Source organism: Paenibacillus kyungheensis, from assembly GCF_028606985.1.
GTDB classification, from domain to species: domain Bacteria; phylum Bacillota; class Bacilli; order Paenibacillales; family Paenibacillaceae; genus Saccharibacillus; species Saccharibacillus kyungheensis.
This window is the reverse complement of the sequence record NZ_CP117416.1, coordinates 3,229,913-3,250,391: the sequence shown is the minus strand read 5'-3', so window position 1 is coordinate 3,250,391 and position 20,479 is coordinate 3,229,913. Positions and strand designations below refer to the sequence as shown.

Sequence of the window (20,479 nt, the reverse complement as noted above, 5' to 3'; positions counted from 1 at the left end):
GAAATAGGAGTAAAGTTACTTTTGCCCTGATAAACAAGTACTGAATACTTACAAATACATGACTACTACCTCATAATTATTCATAACAAGCTAAAGTGGTTAGAGTATAGAGTGATCTAAAATCAAGATAAACACGTAACACAGAGTAATACAAAATAAAACATTCAATTAGGAGAGATACAAAATGATGAACAGCAAAATTCAAAAAGTATTATTGTCTACAGTAGTAGCAGCAAGTTTGGGAGCAGTATCTGTAGTAGCACCTTTGGGAGCACACCAAGTATCTGCTGCAAGTAACGATTCTAACCATGAGAAAAACAAAGATAAAGCAGAAAAACGTGCTGACAACGCTGCTTACCAAGCTGCTGTATCTGCACAAGTAAATGCAATGTTCGGTTCTTCTAACGAAACAACAACTGCTCCAGAACAAGAAAAAACAGATGCCGCTAAGACACCTGCTACTGAAACTCAAGCTAAAACAAACGTAACTGTAGTTGTTCCACAAGGTGCTAGCCTTACTGAAATCGCTGCTCAATATGGTGTAACTGTAGATGAGTTGATTGCTGCTAACAATCTTCTTCCAGCTGGATACCAATTGACTATTCCGCAAAAATAAGATTTATCCATCTGATCGGCCAAGAGCATAGGATAGAAAAATACCAATAAAGATATACATGAAGCCATCTACTGCCATAGATGGTTTCTATTATGGTATTTCTTATACGAAATGCAACATATTTAAGTCAAGGAATGCAGATAACTCAGTTGATCTGTTTGCTTGTTATTAATTTATAATCAGTATACGGGTATTTGTAATGAAGGGCAACAACTATTTGTGTTTTACATACAAAAAAAGCTGACATTAACCATAATGTCAGCTTTTTTGTACGTTTTTTTCAAATATTTCCAAAATGATAACGCTTCATTTGTGAAAAAATACGATTCTGATCCGTATCTAAGTGCTAAACCCGAACGGATCAGAATCAATATACAACTGATATTCGTGAAATCACTGAGCAATACCATTAGTTCGCTTATAGATCTTGTTATCATTTCGGCGATTATCTAAAAATAGCCAGAGACCTGTATTATTTTTTCAATAGTAAATCACGATAAATATACTCGAAAATAAATTCAAATGCTTCAAGATGGCGTTTTGCTTCAAACGCATTTTTACCCCATGCATAGATACCATGTCCACGTAGAAGTATACCTGGAATAGATTGATTCAATACACCCGGTACTAACTCTGCAATTTTAGGAATTTCAGCGTAGTTAGGTAATACAGGAATCGTAATTGCCGCATTTTCTTCCCAGATATTGAATGCTTTGATTAATTCAAGTCCTTGTATTGGTACTGCGCCTTGTTCACCGAAGTATTCGCTCACTAGATTGTTAAATACAGTATGCACATGGAATACAGCCCCGCAACCTGTTTCACGATAAATTTCGCAATGAATCAATGTCTCTGCACTTGGCTTCAATCCTGTAGTCTCGCAAGGACGTCCATCTTGATCGACGAATAAGAAGTCGGATGGCGTACTTGCCGATTTATCTTTTCCACTAGCTGTGATCGCAAAATGGAAGTTCTCAGGCGTATAATCGCCTACACGCAGCGATAAGTTACCACTTGTACCTGGAAACCAATGTCTTGCTGCAAATTGCTCTTTGATACCACTAAGCTCTTGTAATGTTGCTTGCTTATGCTCTAAAGGGATATTAACAAAACTCATGAATGTATCGCTCCTATTCTTTGTCCGAAATCTGAAATAATATCATGAAACGTATGGAAAGGTACATGATCTACACCTAATTCTACACATTTATCTGTTAATACAGAGCGGGAGTAGACTAGATCTGCAATCTTAGCTCCTTCAAAATCGGTTAGACTATCACCAATCAGTATACGCTCGTATTGATCCGGTGAGAATTGACGCATGACTGTTGTTTTGCACATTCCACAATCATTTTGACAATGTTCATCACAAGGATGTGTCCATACAATCTGAATGTACTCGCCACTAAAATCAGAACCATTACAGAAAATATGATCTTCTGCAATATCAAAAGGTGCTAATAATGGTTTTAAGAAAAAGTCGATTCCACCGCTAGTCACATAAAAAGGAACTTGATGACGATGAACCAAAGCTAGAAAATCACTAAATCCTTCACGAATTCCTGCTGTACTCATCACATAATCAACAATTTCTTGCTTTTGTGAAGAAGGAAGTAGTGCAAACATTTTGCCTACACCATCACGAATCGAGCGCTGTCCTCCTACGACTTCATTCATAATTTTCTCATAACCAGGAGGGGAGAAGTGCTTCATAATAGCGACAATATTATCTGAATTCGTAATTGTTCCATCAAAATCACAAAAAATAATCGGTTGTTTACTTACACTCATCGTTCTCCACCCCAAAGTTCTAAAGCTTGTCTAAGTTCGTGATGTCCTTGAGCGGCATAATCAGCCAGTGAAGTACCTGCTAGTGCAGCATCAATAGCTTGTTGGAACGCTTTACCGCCAGCACTAGCACCTTCTGGATGACCATGAATACCGCCACCTGCATTAATGATCACTTCATTACCAAAATCTTTTAAAATCAACGGTACAAGCCCTGGATGAATCCCGGCTGATGGTACAGGGAAGCTATGTCGGAAAGGCAGTTCTGGAGAAACCAGTTGCTCGCGAATAGCCATATTTTCTTCTTTAGGCATTACAACAGAGCCATAAGGAGAAGGGAATAGTACCAGATCAGCACCCGCAATACGCATCAATTGACCGAGCAATACCGAAGCAGAGATTCCATAATAAGGCGAAGGATAATACGCTCCTGCAAGCGATGGATGCGCCATGATTGGGATATTAATTTCAGGATCACGTGCCAGTTCATGAAGAACATCATATCCATAAGCTAATACATTAAGTAAAAGTGCATTAGCGCCGGAATCAATCGCTTTTTTGGCTTGTTCTTTTAGATGAAAAGTATGACCGGTTAAGTTCGCAGCATAAAGTACTTTTTTACCGGTTTGAGCTTGTACATCATCCGCAGCTTTACGGCAAGCTGCTACCCGTTTCTCAATCGGTGTTAAATCATTTTCGAACAAAATCTCATCATCTTTAATCAGATCGACGCCACCTAACGCTTGTGCGGTAAATTGACGTGTTAATTCATCCAGATCATGACCGATAACCGATTTGAAAATACTCATCAATAAAGGACGTTCAGGAATACCAAGAATACGGCGTACACCTTCAATACCAAATTTAGGACCTGTAAAAGCTTTTAAAAAAGTATCTGAAAATTGTAAATTAGTTAACTTGATCTGACCATCCATCGAAATTTTACCAAACACTGTAATAAGTAGAGCAGGGATATCCGAGCTAAAATTAGCATCAGGATAAGCGATCTGAATATCAGCATACCGCTCACCTTGTTCGGATTCATGCACATCTACTGAAATAACTTCACCCAGATGCTTTTTCATCGATTGTTGCTTGGCAGCAGGCAATTCTGTCCAGCTACCGACAGTCATTCCGATTGCAATCGAAGATGCTTTTTTATGAAAATCAGCTTTGCTATCGTAACAACGATAAGAAGCGATACAGTAACTCATGAATTGTCCTCCTTGAGTGCAGCGCCCATCTCGCGGGAACGTTCTGCACAGCGTTCTACAGCACGCATAATCGTTTCTTGCATATGAGCCTCTTCAAATACTTTGATAGCGGCTGCGGTTGATCCATTAGGTGAAGTGACTTTGGCACGTAGAGCAGCAGGTTCTTCTCCAGTCTGTTGTACCATATGAGAAGCGCCGATCACTGTCTGAACAGTCAGCTCACGTGCTTGTTCCGCTGATAATCCGCCTTCGACTCCAGCACGAATCATCGATTCCATCACATAATAAATGTATGCAGGTCCACTTCCAGAAATACCAGTCAATGTTTCCATTTGCGATTCTTCAATCTCAGTTACAGTACCGACCGCTTCAAATAAATGATGAACCAATTGACGTTGTTTTAGAGTGACTTCTTCGGAAAAGACAAGACCTGTCGCTCCAAGTCCAATACTGCTAGACGTATTAGGCATTGTACGTGCTACAGGTTGCTTGCGACCAAGTAGATGCTGAATCGTTGCGACTTCCAAGCCTGCAATCACAGATACAACAAGTTGATCTTCTGTTAATGTGGGGCCTAATTGACGAAGCGCATTAGCCGCATCGACAGGCTTCATCGCAAGTACAATAACTTTGGATTGTTGTAAAGCAGCAGCACGCGCCGATTCTTCTCCAGCTACAGATACGCCATAACGTTGAACTAAATAATTCAAACGATCTTGATTACCACGATTCAGCATCGTCACTTGATCTGGAACCACTACAGCACGATTCACTAGACCTCGTAAAATAGCTTCTGCCATAGAACCTGATCCATAAAAACAAACAGGTTCTGTTATTAACGTTTGCATCGGTTGAGGGTGACTCATCGTTATATCCATCCTTTCACGCGCTTGGCAATATAAGCGCGCTATCTTCTAGTCAAATCAAACATGATTTTTGCAAAGCAAAATATCTTACGTCACGCGCTTGGCAATATAAGCGCGCTATCTTCTAGTCAAATCAAACATGATTTTTGCAAAGCAAAATATCTTACGTCATGTGCTTGGCAATTTCATATTTATATTATTGACGAATTTGACCGTTTCCGTAAATACGATATTTGGTGGAAGTAAGAGCAGGCAATCCCATAGGACCACGAGCGTGTAACTTTTGTGTGCTAATACCAATCTCTGCGCCAAATCCAAATTCAAATCCATCGGTGAAACGAGTAGAAGCATTATGATATACAGCTGCCGCATCGACTTCTTGCATAAATCGTTTTGCATTTTCTTCATCAGCCGTCACGATACATTCTGAATGCTTTGTGCTATAAGTCGCGATATGTTCCAGAGCTTCATCAAGGTTGGCTACGATTTTGATATTGAGAATATAGTCGCTATACTCGGTAGCGTAATCTTGTTCTGTTGCTTCATGTGCCCATGAAATGCGTTCACGTGTAAGTGCACATCCACGAATCTCTACTTGATCCTGGCGTAGCGCTTCTGCAAGTGTTGTAAGAGCAGTCTGATCGTAATCGGTATGCACCAACAGGGTTTCCATCGAATTACAGACTGAAGGACGCTGTACTTTAGCATTGATAGCGATATCTTGCGCCATTTGATGATCTGCTGTCGCATCGATAAAAGTATGACAAATCCCCGCGCCAGTCTCAATAACAGGAACTGTAGAATTTTGCACAACATTTTGGATTAGCGAATGACCACCACGCGGAATAATCACATCTATAATACCGTTAAGCTTCATCATTTCATTGACAGAAGCACGATCAGCATCTTCGATCAATTGTAAAGCATCACGTGGAATAGCTGATTGTTCTAAGGCTTGATGAAGAATCTCTACTATTTTGCGATTGGATGAAAGTGCGGCTGAACCACCGCGCAACACGACTGCATTTCCTGTTTTGAGCGATAATCCTGCGGCATCTACAGTCACATTAGGACGAGCTTCATAAATAATGCCAATCACACCAATAGGAACGCGTAGCTTTTCGATAATTAATCCATTTGGACGTTCTAGTGTTTCTAATAGCTCACCAATAGGATCATCCAGATCAGCGATTTGGCGTAAAGCAGAAGCAATGCCTTCAATACGTACGCTATCCAGACGCAAGCGGTCTAACATAGATTCAGAAGTTCCTTGTGCACGTCCATGTTCCAAATCTTCTATATTTGCTGTAATAATCTCATCGGTATGAGAAATTAATGCTTTTGCCATCATCAGCAATGCTTCGTTTTTGTCTTGAGTCGATAGTGCTCCTAGTCTAGTCGAAGCTTGTTTGGAAAGAGTGGACTTGTCTACTACTTCACTCATAATAAAAAACCTCCTCTATCATAATCAGTCATAATCAGTTCACGTATAAATCAATCATTATAAAGAAACCCATTCATCTCGATGGACAGCTTCTAATCGGTGGATATCTTCAATACCTAATCGTGTAGATATTTCAGAGCTTGGAAGACCACAGATTAATTGTAATTGATCATGGTCATAATTGACGATACCTCGACCAAGTACTTCACGTTGAAGATTAACAACTTCAATCACATCACCGGCATGGAATTGTCCTTCGACTTGCTTGATCCCGACAGGCAATAGGCTACGATTTTCACGACTCAATGCATAGGCTGCTCCATCATCGACAATTAGCGTACCAAGCGGAGTTGATAAAAATCCAAGCCATTGTTTTTTGATCGAAAGAGCAGACACATGAGTAGCAAAATAAGTCCCTTTCCCATGATGATCAATCGCAGCTTTGAGATCGCCGACTTCGCGTACACGACCGACAAAGACAGGCACACCGCCACGAGTAGCGATTTTGGCAGCATCAAGCTTAGAGCGCATTCCGCCTGTACCTACCGCTGAACCTGAACCTCCAGCAACTGCATAGATCTCATCGGTAATCTCATCGATTCGATCGTATCGTGTAGCTGTAGGATCATGACGTGGATCTGCGCTATACAATCCTTCCATATCTGTCAAAATAACTAATTGCGAAGCACGAGCTAGATTTGCCACAAGTGCAGATAACGTATCATTATCGCCGAATTTTAATTCATCGACAGACACTGTATCATTTTCGTTAAAGATAGGGATAACCCCTTGCTTGAGCAATTCTTCGATCGTCATCGTCGCATTACCTGTACGCTTACGATTATTAAAATCACTGCGTGTTAACAAAATCTGTCCACTGACAATCCCATGACGGGCAAAAGCTTCTTGATAATCACGCATTAATAGCGCTTGACCGACCGATGCGGCGGCTTGCTTTTCGTGTAATAATTTGGGGCGTGAATGATATCCAATTTCTCTAAAACCTGCGGCTACTGCTCCAGAAGTGACTAATAGCACAGAGTAGCCTGCATGTTGTAATGATGCGATCTCATCTGCAAAAAAATCAACAGCTTGATGATCGAGTCCTCCTTGTGATCCGGTTAGCGAGCTGCTCCCAATCTTGACAACAATACGCTGATTTGACAATCGTTTCACTCCTTTATAACTGCCTGACTTACTATAATATTTCTTGAAAATATAGACAAAAAAGACTTTCATCCTCTACATCATTATACGATGCAAAGGACGAAAGTCTGAGCTTCCGCGGTACCACCTTTATTGATAGACTCTATCATTCTATCCGGCTTACTTGTCCAAGATAACGGTAGGTATCCGTTCAGCGTTATAGGCGCTAAAAGCTCGGGGGTAGGTTTCGGTAAGAGCTGGTGGCGAATCCTTTCAGCCTCTGGGATTCACTCTCTATACACACCGCGGGCTTACGTACTGTTCCCGTCATCACGATTGATTCATATCAATAACGTGCATCAAAGTCATGTTAACTGTTGCAAACTAGAATAGCATGATCAAGCGCTTTTGCCAAGCACCGCATCACACACTTGAATCTTATTTGAATAAGTCTAGCTTCCCAATTCGGCGAACTGCTTCTTGCAATCGTTCTTCTGAAGTGAGTAGACCGATACGCACATATCCTTCACCTTTGGTGCCGAAGCCAACTCCTGGAGCTACAGCAACATGTGCTTTTTCCAGTAATAAGGTTGCAAATTCTTCTGAACCCATTCCGTTAGGCGTAGGTAACCATGCAAAGAACGAGCCTTTAGGCGCTTTTGCTTCCCAACCGATTTTTTCCAATTCCGCAAAAAAAGCATTCCGGCGGGATTCATAGGTAGCGACTAGATCAGTTACACATTGTTGAGAATCGGTCAAAGCTTTGGCTGCCGCCGCTTGAATACCTCCAAACAAACTCACATACACATGATCTTGCATCAAGTTGATCAGGCGAATAATCTCTTTATTTCCTAGAGCAAAAGCAACCCGCCAACCTGCCATATTATACGTTTTGGACAACGTATAAAACTCGACACCGACTTCTTTGGCGCCGGGAATCTGTAAAAAGCTAACTGGTTGTTCGTCGTCAAATCCAATTGCCCCATAAGCAAAATCGCTGGCAACTACAATATTATGTTTGGCTGCAAATTGTACTGTTTCTTCATAGAAAGAGTAAGGAGCTGTAGCAGATGTCGGATTATTCGGATAATTAAGAAACATCAGCTTGGCTTTTTCTAATACTTCAGGTGCAATAGCGCTGTAATCTGGCAAATATTTATTTTCTTCTGTTAAAGGCATAAATGACATCTCTGCACCGGATAAAGCGACACCAGACCAATAATCAGGATATCCCGGATCAGGGACAAGGCAGATATCTCCTTGCTCTAGCATGATCTGACTTATTTCAATCAGCCCTGTTTTGCCACCAAATAAAATAGCCACTTCGGTCTCAGGATCAAGATCGACATTATAATCTTCCTTATAACGTTGCGCGGCTGCTTCTTTCAAAAAAGAATAGCCTGAAAAAGGAGAGTATTTGTGATATTGGGGATTGCCTGCGGCTTCACGTAACTCTTCAACAATATGCGCAGGTGTAGGTTGATCCGGGTTGCCTTGTCCCAAATTAATAACATCATGTCCTGCGGCAACCTGACGATTCACATTTTGTACAAGCTTCGCAAAAAACTGTTCTGGCAATTGGTTCATCACACTAGCAGGTGTAATAGATATACTTGGCACGTTATTTGTTGTTGAGTTAGGGTTTGAATGGGTGTTCATCATTATCACTCCGTATCTGGTAAATTCATGTTATGATTGCTACAATTTTAAAAGAACTCAAGTCTTCCTAATCTATCATGATTTTTCCGATCAGTATAGAGGAGATTTAAAGGAATAGAAAGTAGTTTCTATTCTTAGCTAATGGTATATAGAGGATATCAAAAACAATAAACTCATGATACATTAAAAGTAGAACAGATTTGTACTATTATTTAAGCTTGGATAAAGGGGAATGATCACTAATGACAAATACACGCCAATTACATATTGCTTTAATTCAAATGGATATTGAACTTGCCAATCCTACAGTGAATCAACAACGTGCTGAAGAGTGGATTGCTCAAGCGATGACAGCAGAGCAGAAGCCGGATGTTGTTGTACTGCCTGAAATGTGGAATACAGGGTATGCTCTGGATCGCTTGGCAGGATTAGCTGAACCTGAAAATGGGAAGCTGACTACATGGATGAGTGATATAGCTAAGCGGTATCAGATTGTGCTGGTAGGAGGTTCCATATCAGAACAACGTGAAAGTGGATTTTATAATACATTGTATGTGTATGACGCGGATGGTGAGCGTAGTGCCAAATACGACAAAATTCATTTGTTCAAATTAATGAATGAAGAGAAGTTTATGCAACCCGGCGAGCAGACTGCTTTATTTCCATTACATGATGTAACTGCTGCGGCTTCGATCTGTTACGATCTTCGTTTTCCTGAGTTAGCGCGTAGTCTTGCTCTGGCAGGTGCGCAAATCTGGTTTGTTCCTGCGGAGTGGCCTCATCCACGTATGCATCACTGGCGTACATTATTAACAGCACGTGCGATCGAAAATCAAATGTATGTGGTGGCTTGTAATCGTGTAGGACGTGATGAAAATAGTGAGTTTTTCGGTCATTCGATGATTATCGATCCATGGGGCGAAGTATTAGCAGAAGGTGATGAAGCAGAAGGTATTATTAGCGCAACAATCGATCTTGATCTAGCAGATGAAGTACGTGGACGTATTCCTGTTTTTGCCGATCGTCGTCCTGAATTGTATATTCATAAGCAAAAGTAAAACAATACAATAGTAAAAAGATTGATTTTACACAAGCAGAAATAATACAGCACATATGGTGTGTTATTATTTCTGCTTTTTGTATACTGTTATTCTGTAAGAGTAGATGAAAATGGAAAACAACTGCCCTGTACCAAAAAAGAAACTCATCAAATTCATTTATATTACTTACTAAAAGTTAGTTAGTTCGGTGTTCAGCAACATTCTTCTGCAAAGGTCTTTTGTTATTGCGCAAACTGTTTATAATAAAGATATACAACAGTGACACATCACCACGAAATAGGTATACGTAATTAGTTTAACTTAAAGATATTTTAAATAAGAGCATTCAAACATGATGTAATACTAAAAAAATGAAACATAAAGGAGATCATTATTATGACACTTCGTACAGCAGGTATTCACCACATCACTTCTTTTGTAGCCGATCCACAACGCAATGTTGACTTTTATGCAGGTGTACTTGGACTACACATGGTCAAAAAAACAATCAATTTTGATGCACCAGATGTTTATCATTTATACTTTGGAGATGCTGGAGGTAGCCCGGGAACAATCGTTACTTTTTTCCCACAACCAGGTGCACGTAAAGGTGCTGTTGGAGCAGGGCAATTGGGAATTACCGTATTTGCTGTTCCTACAGGATCACTTGATTTCTGGAAAGAACGGTTAACACGATTAGGTATTCGTTTTGAACCAGTACAACGTTTTGGCGAACAATTGTTACGATTTGAAGATCATGATGGTCTACGAATTGAATTGGTTGAACGTGAAGGCGGCGCAGCAAGTACATGGGAATGGGATGGTATCACGTCTGCACAAGCGATTAAAGGATTTGGTGGCGGAGTATTGTTCAGTGCAGCCCCTGCAAAAACATTGCATACCGTAGAACATGTCCTTGGACTTACCAAAATTGCAGAAGAAGACGGATATGTTCGTTTTCAAGCAGATGGCGAAATCGGAAATATTATTGATGTAAATTCTCGTGAATTACCAAGAGGTATTGCCGGTGCAGGAACAGTGCATCATATCGCATGGCGTGCGGCTGACTTTGCAGAGCATGAACTATGGCGTGAACAAGTACAAGCGGGTGGCTTCCAACCTACACCTGTTATTGATCGTCAATATTTCAATGCAGTGTACTTCCGTGAAGAAGGTGGCATCTTGTTCGAGATTGCTACAGATCCTCCAGGATTTGCAAATGATGAACCAGCAGATCAATTAGGACAAAAATTAATGTTACCAGAATGGTATGAACCACAACGTGAATTGATTGAACAAAATCTATTACCGATCGAAGTTCGTAAAATATCTCCTCAATCGTAATAACAACTTCAATAAGATATTTTACTTTGCACCCATCATTTTATAATATGAGAAAAAATTGTCCGTATATTATCAAGCACGTATAGAGGAGGAACAGAGATGACACTAACATTAAAACATATTTTCAAGCAAGGTACAGATGCATCACAACCTGTTTTGTTATTGTTACATGGTACAGGAGGAACAGAAAACGATTTGATTCCGTTAGCAGAACGTCTTGCGCCGGAAGCTTCGATTTTGGGTGTACGTGGAGCTGTGTTGGAAAACGGAATGCCACGCTTTTTCCGTCGCTTGGCTGAAGGGGTATTCGATGAACCCGATTTGATTGCTCGTACTCATGAGCTTAATACATTTTTGGATGAAGCAGCGGTAGAATACGGATTTGATCGTCGCAATATTGTAGCCGTTGGATATTCAAATGGTGCGAATATTGCAGCAAGCTTACTTTTCCATGATAATCAATCGTTAAAAGGCGCTGTTCTGCATCATGCGATGGTTCCACTTCGCAGTATAGCGTTACCTGATCTAGCTGGCATTCCTATCTTTATGGGTTCAGGAACTAACGATCCGATTATTCCTCGCGCTGAGACAGAAGAATTGGCGAAATATTTTATCGATGCGAATGCAGAAGTGCATTTACACTGGGAAAATTACGGTCACCAGTTAACAGCAACGGAAGTGGAAGCAGCAGTACAATGGTATAATCAACAGTTCACATCGTAAAAAGAAATGTAGTAATTATGCTATTGGATAGACAGCTATGATTATAGATTTTTTTATGAAAATATTGTTTGTACCCAAATAAAAAGCGCAATCTATCGTTATCAATTCAAATAAAAAACGCTATTGCTTTTAGTGCAGCAATAGCGTTTTTATTTCATTATTCTACTTATCATGATATCTATCTAATTTAGAGATGATCCAAGAAGAATTAAGATTTGGTATCAGGTACGATACAAGATCCATCAGCACATATATCGCCTTCGGTACTGTTAATCATTTGCAAAGGATGATCTTCTGCCCATACATCTTGCAATGTATTTAGAAATACTTCTGTCGGTTGTGCGCCAGAGATACCATATTTGTTATTCACAACAAAGAAAGGAACACCGGTAACGCCTAATTGATTCGCTTGTTGTTCATCTTGGCGAACTTCTTTACCGAATTGCTCACTGTTCAAAAATGCTTCTGTTTCTGCACGATCCAAGCCTACACGTTCAGCAATATCTAACAATGTAGCATGATCGCCGATATGCAATGAATCTGTAAAGTAAGCGCGGAATAAAGCTTCATTCATTTCAGCTTCTTTACCATGAGCAGTAGCAAATTTAAGTAAACGATGCGCATCAAAGCTATTTGTTAATACCATCGTATCAAATTGGAAATCCAAACCTTCGTTTTTGGCTTGTTGCCATAAATTAGCGCTGTTTTGTTTGACTTGTTCTAAGGTTAAGCCAAATTTGTTCATCAACATTTCATACATATTCATCGGAATATCTTTAGCTGCATTCGGATCTAATTCAAAGCTACGGAAGCTCACTTCAACTTCATCCCGATTAGGAAATTGTTCCAGAGCTTTATTTAGACGAGCTTTGCCGATATAACAAAAAGGACATTGATAATCTGACCACACTTCAATTTTCATACGGATAATCCTCCACTACAATAAATTTATAATGATATTCAAAAATAGAATTGCAAAAGGTGTAACCATTATAGTTGCATTAGAAATAGTATAACCTGAATTGATTGTTATTAATAGTATTTTTATTACTTTTTGTAATTAAACCTCTTCTAATTGATTCTGTTCGCCCCAATCACACATCATATCTAAGATTGGAATTAACGATTGCCCGCGTTCTGATAAACGGTATTCTACTTTTGGCGGCACTTGAGGATATTCTGTACGGATAATCAATTGATCTTGTTCTAGTTCTTTTAATGTAGCACTTAACGTTTTGAAAGAAATCGTGCCGATTGAACGCTTGAGTTCATTGTAACGCATTACTTTATTTTCTCCTGCTAACCAATACATAATAATCATTTTATATTTTCCGCCTACCAGTGAAAGCGTATAGCCAAATCCCGTATCTTTCAGGTTAACACCTGTCAGACTGTAGTCACCAATATGCATTGCTAATTCTCCTTTCAGGCATTCCATACTTTCTTTGAGGTTAGTACCTAACTTTAAAGTGCGTACTTTTTTATGATAAGTATCCGTCTTACAATAGGTTTAGCAAGTCCAACCAAGCTAAATATAATGGAGGTTTATCATATGAAAACATTAGTAATTGTAACGCATCCTAATATGCAAGATTCCGTCATCAATAAACGCTGGATTCAAGAACTGGAAAAGTATCCTGATCAATTCACGATTCATGAACTTTACAAAGTCTATCCTGATGAAAACATAAATGTAGAGCAAGAACAAGCACTTGTTGAAGCACATGATCATATCGTTTTTCAGTTTCCGTTGTACTGGTTTAATTGCCCGCCGCTGTTGAAAAAATGGCTTGATGAAGTATTAACGTATGGCTGGGCGTATGGTTCAACAGGTAAACACTTTACCGATCGCAAAGTTGCTATCGCTGTGACTGTAGGCGTTAGTGAAGCAGATTACCAACCTGACGGAAAATACCGCTATACGTTAGAACAAATATTACTGCCTTTTGAAATGACATTTGATTATATTCATGCTTCGTATCAAGGTTTTACCGCTTTTTATAGTGCAGAGCATGAATCGACACCAGTACGGATTGAAGAAAATATCTCTGAATATATTCATTTTCTACAACATATTTAAAAAGAATACATTTCTTAATGAACTAACACCTATCATATATAGCACCTCTGGCAATTAGCATATATATAGAAACAAAATAAAATTATAAGGGAATACATAGACTGCATTTCCTTATTTTATTGTTCAGGATGTACTACATTAATCATTGTTTCTTTAAACGTATTTACAAATGCTTCAGCCGCTTTGGATAGATATCTTCCTTTGCGACGTGCTATCACAAGTGTACGACTTGGAATCGGTTCTGCTAAAGGAAGATAGATGGGTAAAAATTCGCCACGTCTGGCGCGCGCTATATAATGAGGAACAAAAGTAACACCCATTCCTGTAGCGACCAAAGATTGGATTGTCTCGATATTATTACTTTCAAATACAACCTGCGGTTCAAAACCTGCTTCTTTACACACATCGAATACAATTTTGCGGAATCCTTGTCCTTTTTTGAGCACGATAAAAGGTTCATGTTCTAATTCTTTCAATTCTACAGGTCGATGATCACCATTCGCAAATCGCTGGGCTAACGGATGATTAGGCGGTACAGCCAGATCGATCAATTCATCACCTACCGGTTCATACGTGAGTGACGGTTCGGTAAGAGGAAGAGCCAGTAGACTAAGGTCTGTTTTACCACTGGCGGTTAACTTTTCTAGATTGAGTGATGTATCTTCGATTAAGATCACTTCAATCTGCGGATAAGCAGCACGAAAAGCAGGGAGTACATGAGGAAGAAGATGCGAACCGGTAATCTGCATACTACCGACTACTACACGTCCACTTTGTAATTGTGAAATATCTGCCATTTCTTGACGCAACTGTTCTACAGCATCAATAATCTTTTGGGCTTGTTCTACAAAATTAGTACCTGCATGTGTTAATTCAACTGTACTGGTATTGCGCTGAAAAAGGAGCACACCTAATTCTTTTTCTAATTTGGATAATTGCTGACTAAGTGAAGGTTGAGCGATATGTAGTTTCTCTGCTGCGCGCGAAAAGTTACGTTCAGCAGCAATCTGTAGTGCATATTGCAGTTGTCTAAGTTCCATATGACGTTGCTCCTTCGTACACGTATTATTTTTATACATCTATTTTAATCAAAATTCACTTATAAGTATAGCCTATAACTTCTATAGTTATTATATCTTGGAACAATATAGCACGTAATGTTATATTAGATTCAATATAAAGCGGTGCTTCATTCTCAGGTCCAAGATTTCATTGCAGCCATCACTATTTGCTGCAAGAGAATGTTCACTGACTTAGTCCGAATCTTATGATGGGGTGAAAATAATGAGTAAAAAAACATTGTACGAGAAAATTTGGGATAATCACGTTATTTTTCAACAAGAAAATCAACCAAGTATTTTGTATATCGATCTACATCTAGTGCATGAAGTAACGTCTCCACAAGCTTTTGAAGGCTTGCGCTTGAGCAATCGTAAAGTGCGTCGTCCTGAATTAACATTTGCAACGATGGATCATAATGTACCGACAACAGATCGTTTCAACATTAAAGATCCAATCTCCAAGCAACAAATTGATACACTAAGTCAGAACTGTGCGGACTTTGGCGTGAAATTGTTCGATCTGGATACGATTGATCAAGGGGTTGTCCACGTTATGGGTCCAGAATTAGGATTGACTCATCCGGGCAAAACGATTGTATGTGGAGATAGCCATACATCGACTCATGGTGCTTTTGGTGCTCTTGCTTTCGGAATCGGAACAAGTGAAGTAGAACACGTAATGGCAACACAATGTTTGCAACAATCCAAGTCCAAAACGATGGAAATTCGTTTTAATGGGTCACGCAAACCGGGTGTAACAGCTAAAGATATGATTTTGGGCGTTATTGCTAAATACGGTACCGATTTTGCAACAGGTTATGTGTTGGAGTATACAGGTGAAGCGATTCGTGATTTGACGATGGAAGAGCGTATGACTGTATGTAATATGTCTATTGAAGGTGGCGCAAGAGCAGGATTAATCGCACCAGACGCAACAACTGTAGAATATCTTCGTGGTCGTCAATATGTGCCTCAAGGTGCAGCATTTGAAGAAGCTGTAGCACGTTGGGAACAGTTAACAACAGATGAAGGTGCAGAGTATGACACTGTACTTGAATTTGATGTCGATGCTTTGATTCCACAGGTAACATGGGGAACAAGCCCAGGTATGGGTACTGATATCACTTCTTCTGTACCGAACCCTGCTGATTTCACTACTGAAAATGAACGTAGAGCTGCTGAAAAAGCACTTGAATATATGGATTTGGCTCCAGGTACACCAATGGCTGAAATTCCAGTCGATTATGTATTTATCGGTTCGTGTACGAATGGACGGATTGAAGATTTGCGCGCAGCGGCGGCTGTAGCCAAAGGATATACTGTGTCAGACCGTTTGACAGCGATTGTTGTTCCAGGTTCTGGACGTGTGAAGATTCAAGCGGAAAAAGAAGGTTTGGATGTTGTATTTAAAGAAGCTGGCTTTGAATGGCGTGAAGCAGGATGCAGTATGTGTCTGGCGATGAACCCTGACGTATTGCAGCCGGGACAACGTTGTGCTTCGACATCGAACCGTAACTTTGAAGGTCGTCAAGGACGTGGCGGACGTACGCATCTTGTGTCTCCAGCAATGGCAGCAGCAGCGGCGATTACAGGACACTTTACCGATGTACGTGACTGGAATTTCAAATCAGAAGTATTGAACTAGGAGAGGGGTAATTATCCATGGAAGAATTTAAACAATTAAATGGAATCGTGGCTCCTGTAGACCGCGTGAATGTAGATACAGATGCTATTATTCCGAAGCAGTTTTTGAAAAGAATTGAACGTACTGGTTTTGGACAATTTCTATTTTACGAATGGCGCTGGGATGAAGCAGGGAATGTGAATCAAGAATTCGAAATGAATAAACCTCGCTACGAAGGTGCTTCTGTACTTGTTTCTCGTGCCAACTTTGGTTGCGGTTCTTCTCGTGAACATGCGCCGTGGGCGATTATGGATTACGGATTCCGTTGTGTGATTGCACCATCATTTGCTGATATTTTCTACAACAACTGTTTTAAAAATGGTATTTTGCCAATCAAATTATCAGAAGAGCAAGTACAGGATATTTTCCAACGTACTGCCGATCATGAAGGATATCGCTTAAAAGTCGATTTGGAGAACAAACAATTGTCTGATGATTATGGTCTGACGATAGATTTTGATCTTGATGAGCATCGTCGTCAATTTTTGCTTCAAGGTCTGGATGATATCGGCTTGACGTTACAACATGAAGCTGATATTACAGCATACGAAAAAAACAAAGCTCAACATTTATTCGTATAATTCTTAAAAAAATGCATAACCCTGTCGATAGTACTTATGACAGCGGGTTGTGCATTTTTATTTTGCCAAATCTGCTTTGGATTTTAAGGTTACATTGACGTAACATTTTTAAATTTAAGGAAAGCTCGCGCTCATTCTGTTAAGATTGTAAAAGACTCGCAACTTTTGATAAAGTTAAGCGTCTAATAAATCGTCTGGTTGTATGTGAAAACCGGTAGGAGCCGTACAAGAAGTTCGGTAATAAAAAACGGGAATGGTAGGGGTGAAGAATGAAGAAATTTGCTTTTTTGTTATTTTTGTTTGCGTTTATGTGGTCCTTTCCCCACATCAGTGATGCTGCCACGAACACACGTGTTGTACTAGATGGACAGCAACTTAGTATTCCGGAAGATGTGCAGAATATTGATGGTTCGGTGATGGTGCCGATTCGTGTGATTTCTCAGGAATTGGGTTATCAAGTAACCTGGGATCAAGATGCTGGTAAGGTTGCGATTGATGGTGAAGGTAAATCAATCACATTGAATATTGGCAAAAAATCGGCTTTTGTCGACAACCAAACGTACACGCTGAATACAGCACCTGTGGTTCAAAATGGAACAACATTGGTACCGATTCGTCTGGTTAGTGAACAGATGGGGATCAAAGTAAACTGGAATAACAGCGACAAAATTGTCACGTTGGCAACAACAGGCACGAGCACCGGCGGAGGAACGACTTCGGAATCAGGATCAAACGCCGAGAACGGTCTTGCACTGGTGAACGGTATTAGCTTCAGTGAAAGCCGCTTATTGGTTACACTGGACAAAAACGTAGCACCGAAAGTATCCAAAATGGATTCACCTAATCGGATTGTGATTGATCTGCCTAACTCTGATTTTGGTGGAGGATTTGGTCAATCAGCAAGTGCCGGACAAATTCAAACGCTTGCTGTAGAGAACAATGATAAAGTTTCTCAAATTCGTTACTCACAGTACAGCACAGATCCTTCTTCTGTTCGGATCGTTATTGATCTGAACAACAAGCAGAATTATGAAGTCTTTAACGAAGGCAATGGATTGTTGATCGTTGATCTAACACCAGATAACGGCACGACACCTAAGCCTACTGTTCCAACAACGACAGAAGGAACAACGCAAGGTGGATCTTCTGTAGGAAATGATGGCAAAAAAGTTGTCGTTATTGATGCAGGACATGGATATCAAGATCCAGGAGCGATCGGTTCTGTAAGTAGTGAGAAAGCATTGAATCTTGCAGTCGCTTTGAAAGTAGAAGCTATTTTAAAACAAGATCCAAATATTGATGTAGTTCTTACACGTTCAGATGATACATTCCTTGAACTGAAACAACGTGTCAAAGTAGCTGAAAAGCTGAATGCAGATCTATTCGTCTCGATTCACGCGAACAGCAGTAGTTCTTCTGCGGCTTCCGGTACAGAAACATATTACCAACGCAGCAATAGCAAAAAGCTAGCACAGACGATTCACAAGTATCTAGTAGCTGCAACAGGCTTTAAAGATCGTGGTGTACAATATGGTAATTTCCATGTCATCCGCGAAACGACAATGCCAGCAGTATTGTTAGAAGTTGGATTTATCAGTAATAAATCCGAAGAAGCTAAAATGAATGATGCTTCCAGACAACAAGCGGTTGCTGACGGTGTCGTTAAAGGAATCAAAGAATATTTAGGTGTATCCTAAAACAAAATACAAAATTGCCAAAAGATCAGTCCTATAGGATATATTCCATAGATGACTGATCTTTTGTTTTTGGAAAAAAATAAATCAGAGATAACTTTTAACGATTTGTTGACGTAAGTAAAAAATTACTGAAAATTCATGTAAACGATGCGTGCAATTCGTCACAGAACATGTTAAGATACGAATTGTATTGTCATTGAAGATTGGGTACGAGATCTAATGCTAGACGCAGCAATCCCTATCATGCAGGTACAGTGAGACGATACCGTCTGAGTCGCGGAAAATGCCGTGGACAGGCGGTTTTTTGCAGGAGGAATACTAATGAATGCCACTACAGTGAGACATATTTTAGATACCATCGCTGGCATGTTCCCAGATGCGCACTGCGAACTTAATCATAACAATGCGTTTGAACTGACGATTGCTGTACTGCTCTCGGCACAATGCACAGATGCGACAGTCAACAAGGTGACGGCAGATTTATTTCAGAAATATCACACACCACAGGATTATATCTCTGTACCACTCGAAGAATTGGAACAAGATATACGGCGTATTGGATTGTATCGCAACAAAGCGAAGCATATTCAAAATTTATGCCAGATCCTGATTGAAAAATATGGTGGAGAAGTGCCTGGTGAACATGACCTGCTTGTACAGCTTCCAGGAGTTGGACGTAAGACAGCGAATGTGGTCGTATCCAATGCATTTGATGTGCCGGCTTTTGCAGTAGATACTCATGTTGAACGTGTATCCAAAAGGCTAGGACTCGCAAACTGGAAAGACAATGTAACCGAAGTGGAAAACAAGCTGAACAAGCGTGTACCCCGGGATGAATGGACGATTAGTCATCATCGTTTTATTTTTTTCGGACGGTATCATTGCAAAGCTCAAAATCCTGCTTGTCAGGTATGTCCACTATTGGACATTTGTCGTGAAGGCAAAAAAAGAATGAAAACTTCTCTAGTGATCAAAGAGAAAAAGGTCAAACCTAAAATCTCAAAGTCAGTAGAGAAAAACAACACTACAACATAAAAAGAGGTCGAACGTTATGAAATGCATTTCTGTATACACTGATAATTTTGAACAATTTTCTGATATCTTTGAGCAAGTGGTAGCAGAAGAATTGGCTGAAAACGAAGAAAAAGAAGTTGACGGTATTACTGTTAACTATTCTGGCGATGTACCTGATTACTATATCGAGCGTATGGCACAAAAACGCGATGTTGTTGTGATGAAAGACAAAGGTAAAGGAATTACTATTTTGCAACATGGTAAATTGTTCGAAATTCTAGTTCCTGTTGCTGAAAAAGAAGCTAGCGTTATCTAATTCAGTAATACTATAACAGTGCTCAAATAAGGCTTTTTATGAAAGTATCTATACGATCTTCCGATCGGTTATTATAGATGCTATTCGTAAAAAGCCTTTTTTATGATTAAAATACAAGAAGTGGAAAAGTCTGTCGTAGCATATAAGATCGGCTACCTTGTAATCCAATAGTTACAGCAGGTGTATCACAATGGTACAATATCAGC

General features: G+C 39.9%; 20 protein-coding genes and 1 other annotated feature. Of the genes, 10 read left to right on the top strand and 10 right to left on the bottom strand.

Translation table 11 applies throughout. The annotated features are described in order from the left end of the window. Positions 1 to 184 precede the first annotated feature (184 nt). Positions 185 to 616 carry a LysM peptidoglycan-binding domain-containing protein gene (locus PQ456_RS13865; RefSeq protein WP_273612827.1) on the top strand — a complete coding sequence of 144 codons (432 nt, stop codon included), beginning with the start codon at positions 185 to 187 and terminating at the stop codon, positions 614 to 616. A 472-nt stretch (positions 617 to 1,088) separates the two neighbouring features. Here PQ456_RS13865 and mtnB read toward each other — a convergent pair whose 3' ends face one another. From mtnB to PQ456_RS13830, 7 genes are all read right to left on the bottom strand, one after another. After that, positions 1,089 to 1,733, bottom strand: coding sequence for a methylthioribulose 1-phosphate dehydratase (gene mtnB / locus PQ456_RS13860; protein ID WP_273612826.1), 645 nt, complete (start codon positions 1,731 to 1,733; stop codon positions 1,089 to 1,091). Continuing rightward, positions 1,730 to 2,407 carry a 2-hydroxy-3-keto-5-methylthiopentenyl-1-phosphate phosphatase gene (locus tag PQ456_RS13855; protein WP_273612825.1) on the bottom strand — a complete coding sequence of 226 codons (678 nt, stop codon included), beginning with the start codon at positions 2,405 to 2,407 and terminating at the stop codon, positions 1,730 to 1,732. Before PQ456_RS13855 ends, mtnB begins: the two co-directional genes overlap by 4 nt. Further along, positions 2,404 to 3,618 (bottom strand): 2,3-diketo-5-methylthiopentyl-1-phosphate enolase, encoded by a 1,215-nt coding sequence (locus PQ456_RS13850; RefSeq protein ID WP_273612824.1) that lies wholly within the window; start codon positions 3,616 to 3,618, stop codon positions 2,404 to 2,406. Before PQ456_RS13850 ends, PQ456_RS13855 begins: the two co-directional genes overlap by 4 nt. Continuing rightward, the gene (gene proC / locus PQ456_RS13845) at positions 3,615 to 4,484 is read right to left on the bottom strand and encodes a pyrroline-5-carboxylate reductase (protein WP_273612823.1); all 870 of its coding nucleotides are present in this window, start codon (positions 4,482 to 4,484) and stop codon (positions 3,615 to 3,617) included. Before proC ends, PQ456_RS13850 begins: the two co-directional genes overlap by 4 nt. A 196-nt stretch (positions 4,485 to 4,680) precedes the next feature. After that, a complete protein-coding gene (locus PQ456_RS13840) occupies positions 4,681 to 5,928 on the bottom strand; it encodes a glutamate-5-semialdehyde dehydrogenase (RefSeq protein ID WP_273612822.1) in 1,248 nt (415 codons plus the stop codon). A 57-nt stretch (positions 5,929 to 5,985) separates the two neighbouring features. Then, complete coding sequence (gene proB, locus PQ456_RS13835; protein ID WP_273612821.1) at positions 5,986 to 7,095, bottom strand: glutamate 5-kinase; 1,110 nt, start codon at positions 7,093 to 7,095, stop codon at positions 5,986 to 5,988. Positions 7,096 to 7,187: 92 nt separating this feature from the next. Next, positions 7,188 to 7,414 (bottom strand) — a binding site (T-box leader). Positions 7,415 to 7,512: 98 nt separating this feature from the next. Then, the gene (locus PQ456_RS13830) at positions 7,513 to 8,733 is read right to left on the bottom strand and encodes a pyridoxal phosphate-dependent aminotransferase (RefSeq protein WP_273612820.1); all 1,221 of its coding nucleotides are present in this window, start codon (positions 8,731 to 8,733) and stop codon (positions 7,513 to 7,515) included. Between the two features lie 242 nt (positions 8,734 to 8,975). On the opposite strand from PQ456_RS13830, the gene PQ456_RS13825 reads away from it, so the two are divergent. The 3 genes from PQ456_RS13825 (at position 8,976) to PQ456_RS13815 (ending at position 11,840) form a co-directional block, all read left to right on the top strand. After that, positions 8,976 to 9,791: a carbon-nitrogen family hydrolase gene (locus PQ456_RS13825; RefSeq protein ID WP_273612819.1), complete on the top strand. Its 816-nt coding sequence runs from the start codon at positions 8,976 to 8,978 to the stop codon at positions 9,789 to 9,791. Between the two features lie 378 nt (positions 9,792 to 10,169). Next, entirely contained in the window at positions 10,170 to 11,117 is a 948-nt protein-coding gene (locus PQ456_RS13820) for a ring-cleaving dioxygenase (protein ID WP_273612818.1), read from the top strand. Positions 11,118 to 11,216: 99 nt separating this feature from the next. Further along, positions 11,217 to 11,840: an alpha/beta hydrolase gene (locus PQ456_RS13815; RefSeq protein ID WP_273612817.1), complete on the top strand. Its 624-nt coding sequence runs from the start codon at positions 11,217 to 11,219 to the stop codon at positions 11,838 to 11,840. A 208-nt stretch (positions 11,841 to 12,048) separates the two neighbouring features. On the opposite strand, the gene PQ456_RS13810 is transcribed toward PQ456_RS13815, so the two are convergent. Further along, positions 12,049 to 12,762: a DsbA family oxidoreductase gene (locus PQ456_RS13810; RefSeq protein ID WP_273612816.1), complete on the bottom strand. Its 714-nt coding sequence runs from the start codon at positions 12,760 to 12,762 to the stop codon at positions 12,049 to 12,051. 138 nt (positions 12,763 to 12,900) lie between these two features. Then, entirely contained in the window at positions 12,901 to 13,251 is a 351-nt protein-coding gene (locus PQ456_RS13805) for a winged helix-turn-helix transcriptional regulator (RefSeq protein WP_273612815.1), read from the bottom strand. 141 nt (positions 13,252 to 13,392) lie between these two features. On the opposite strand from PQ456_RS13805, the gene PQ456_RS13800 reads away from it, so the two are divergent. Beyond that, positions 13,393 to 13,920, top strand: a complete 528-nt coding sequence (locus PQ456_RS13800; protein ID WP_273612814.1) for an NAD(P)H-dependent oxidoreductase — start codon at positions 13,393 to 13,395, stop codon at positions 13,918 to 13,920. A gap of 116 nt (positions 13,921 to 14,036) precedes the next feature. On the opposite strand, the gene PQ456_RS13795 is transcribed toward PQ456_RS13800, so the two are convergent. Further along, on the bottom strand, positions 14,037 to 14,960 hold the full coding sequence (locus PQ456_RS13795; RefSeq protein WP_273612813.1) for a LysR family transcriptional regulator: 924 nt from the start codon (positions 14,958 to 14,960) through the stop codon (positions 14,037 to 14,039). Between the two features lie 244 nt (positions 14,961 to 15,204). Here PQ456_RS13795 and leuC point away from each other — a divergent pair, with 244 nt between their 5' ends. From leuC to PQ456_RS13770, 5 genes are all read left to right on the top strand, one after another. Continuing rightward, a complete protein-coding gene (gene leuC / locus PQ456_RS13790) occupies positions 15,205 to 16,626 on the top strand; it encodes a 3-isopropylmalate dehydratase large subunit (protein WP_273612812.1) in 1,422 nt (473 codons plus the stop codon). A gap of 17 nt (positions 16,627 to 16,643) precedes the next feature. After that, the gene (gene leuD / locus PQ456_RS13785) at positions 16,644 to 17,246 is read left to right on the top strand and encodes a 3-isopropylmalate dehydratase small subunit (protein WP_273612811.1); all 603 of its coding nucleotides are present in this window, start codon (positions 16,644 to 16,646) and stop codon (positions 17,244 to 17,246) included. A 269-nt stretch (positions 17,247 to 17,515) separates the two neighbouring features. Then, complete coding sequence (locus tag PQ456_RS13780) at positions 17,516 to 18,943, top strand: N-acetylmuramoyl-L-alanine amidase family protein (RefSeq protein ID WP_273612810.1); 1,428 nt, start codon at positions 17,516 to 17,518, stop codon at positions 18,941 to 18,943. 321 nt (positions 18,944 to 19,264) lie between these two features. Continuing rightward, complete coding sequence (gene nth / locus PQ456_RS13775; protein WP_273612809.1) at positions 19,265 to 19,978, top strand: endonuclease III; 714 nt, start codon at positions 19,265 to 19,267, stop codon at positions 19,976 to 19,978. 16 nt (positions 19,979 to 19,994) lie between these two features. Beyond that, entirely contained in the window at positions 19,995 to 20,273 is a 279-nt protein-coding gene (locus tag PQ456_RS13770) for an NAD/NADP transhydrogenase alpha subunit (protein ID WP_204823577.1), read from the top strand. Positions 20,274 to 20,479 lie beyond the last annotated feature (206 nt).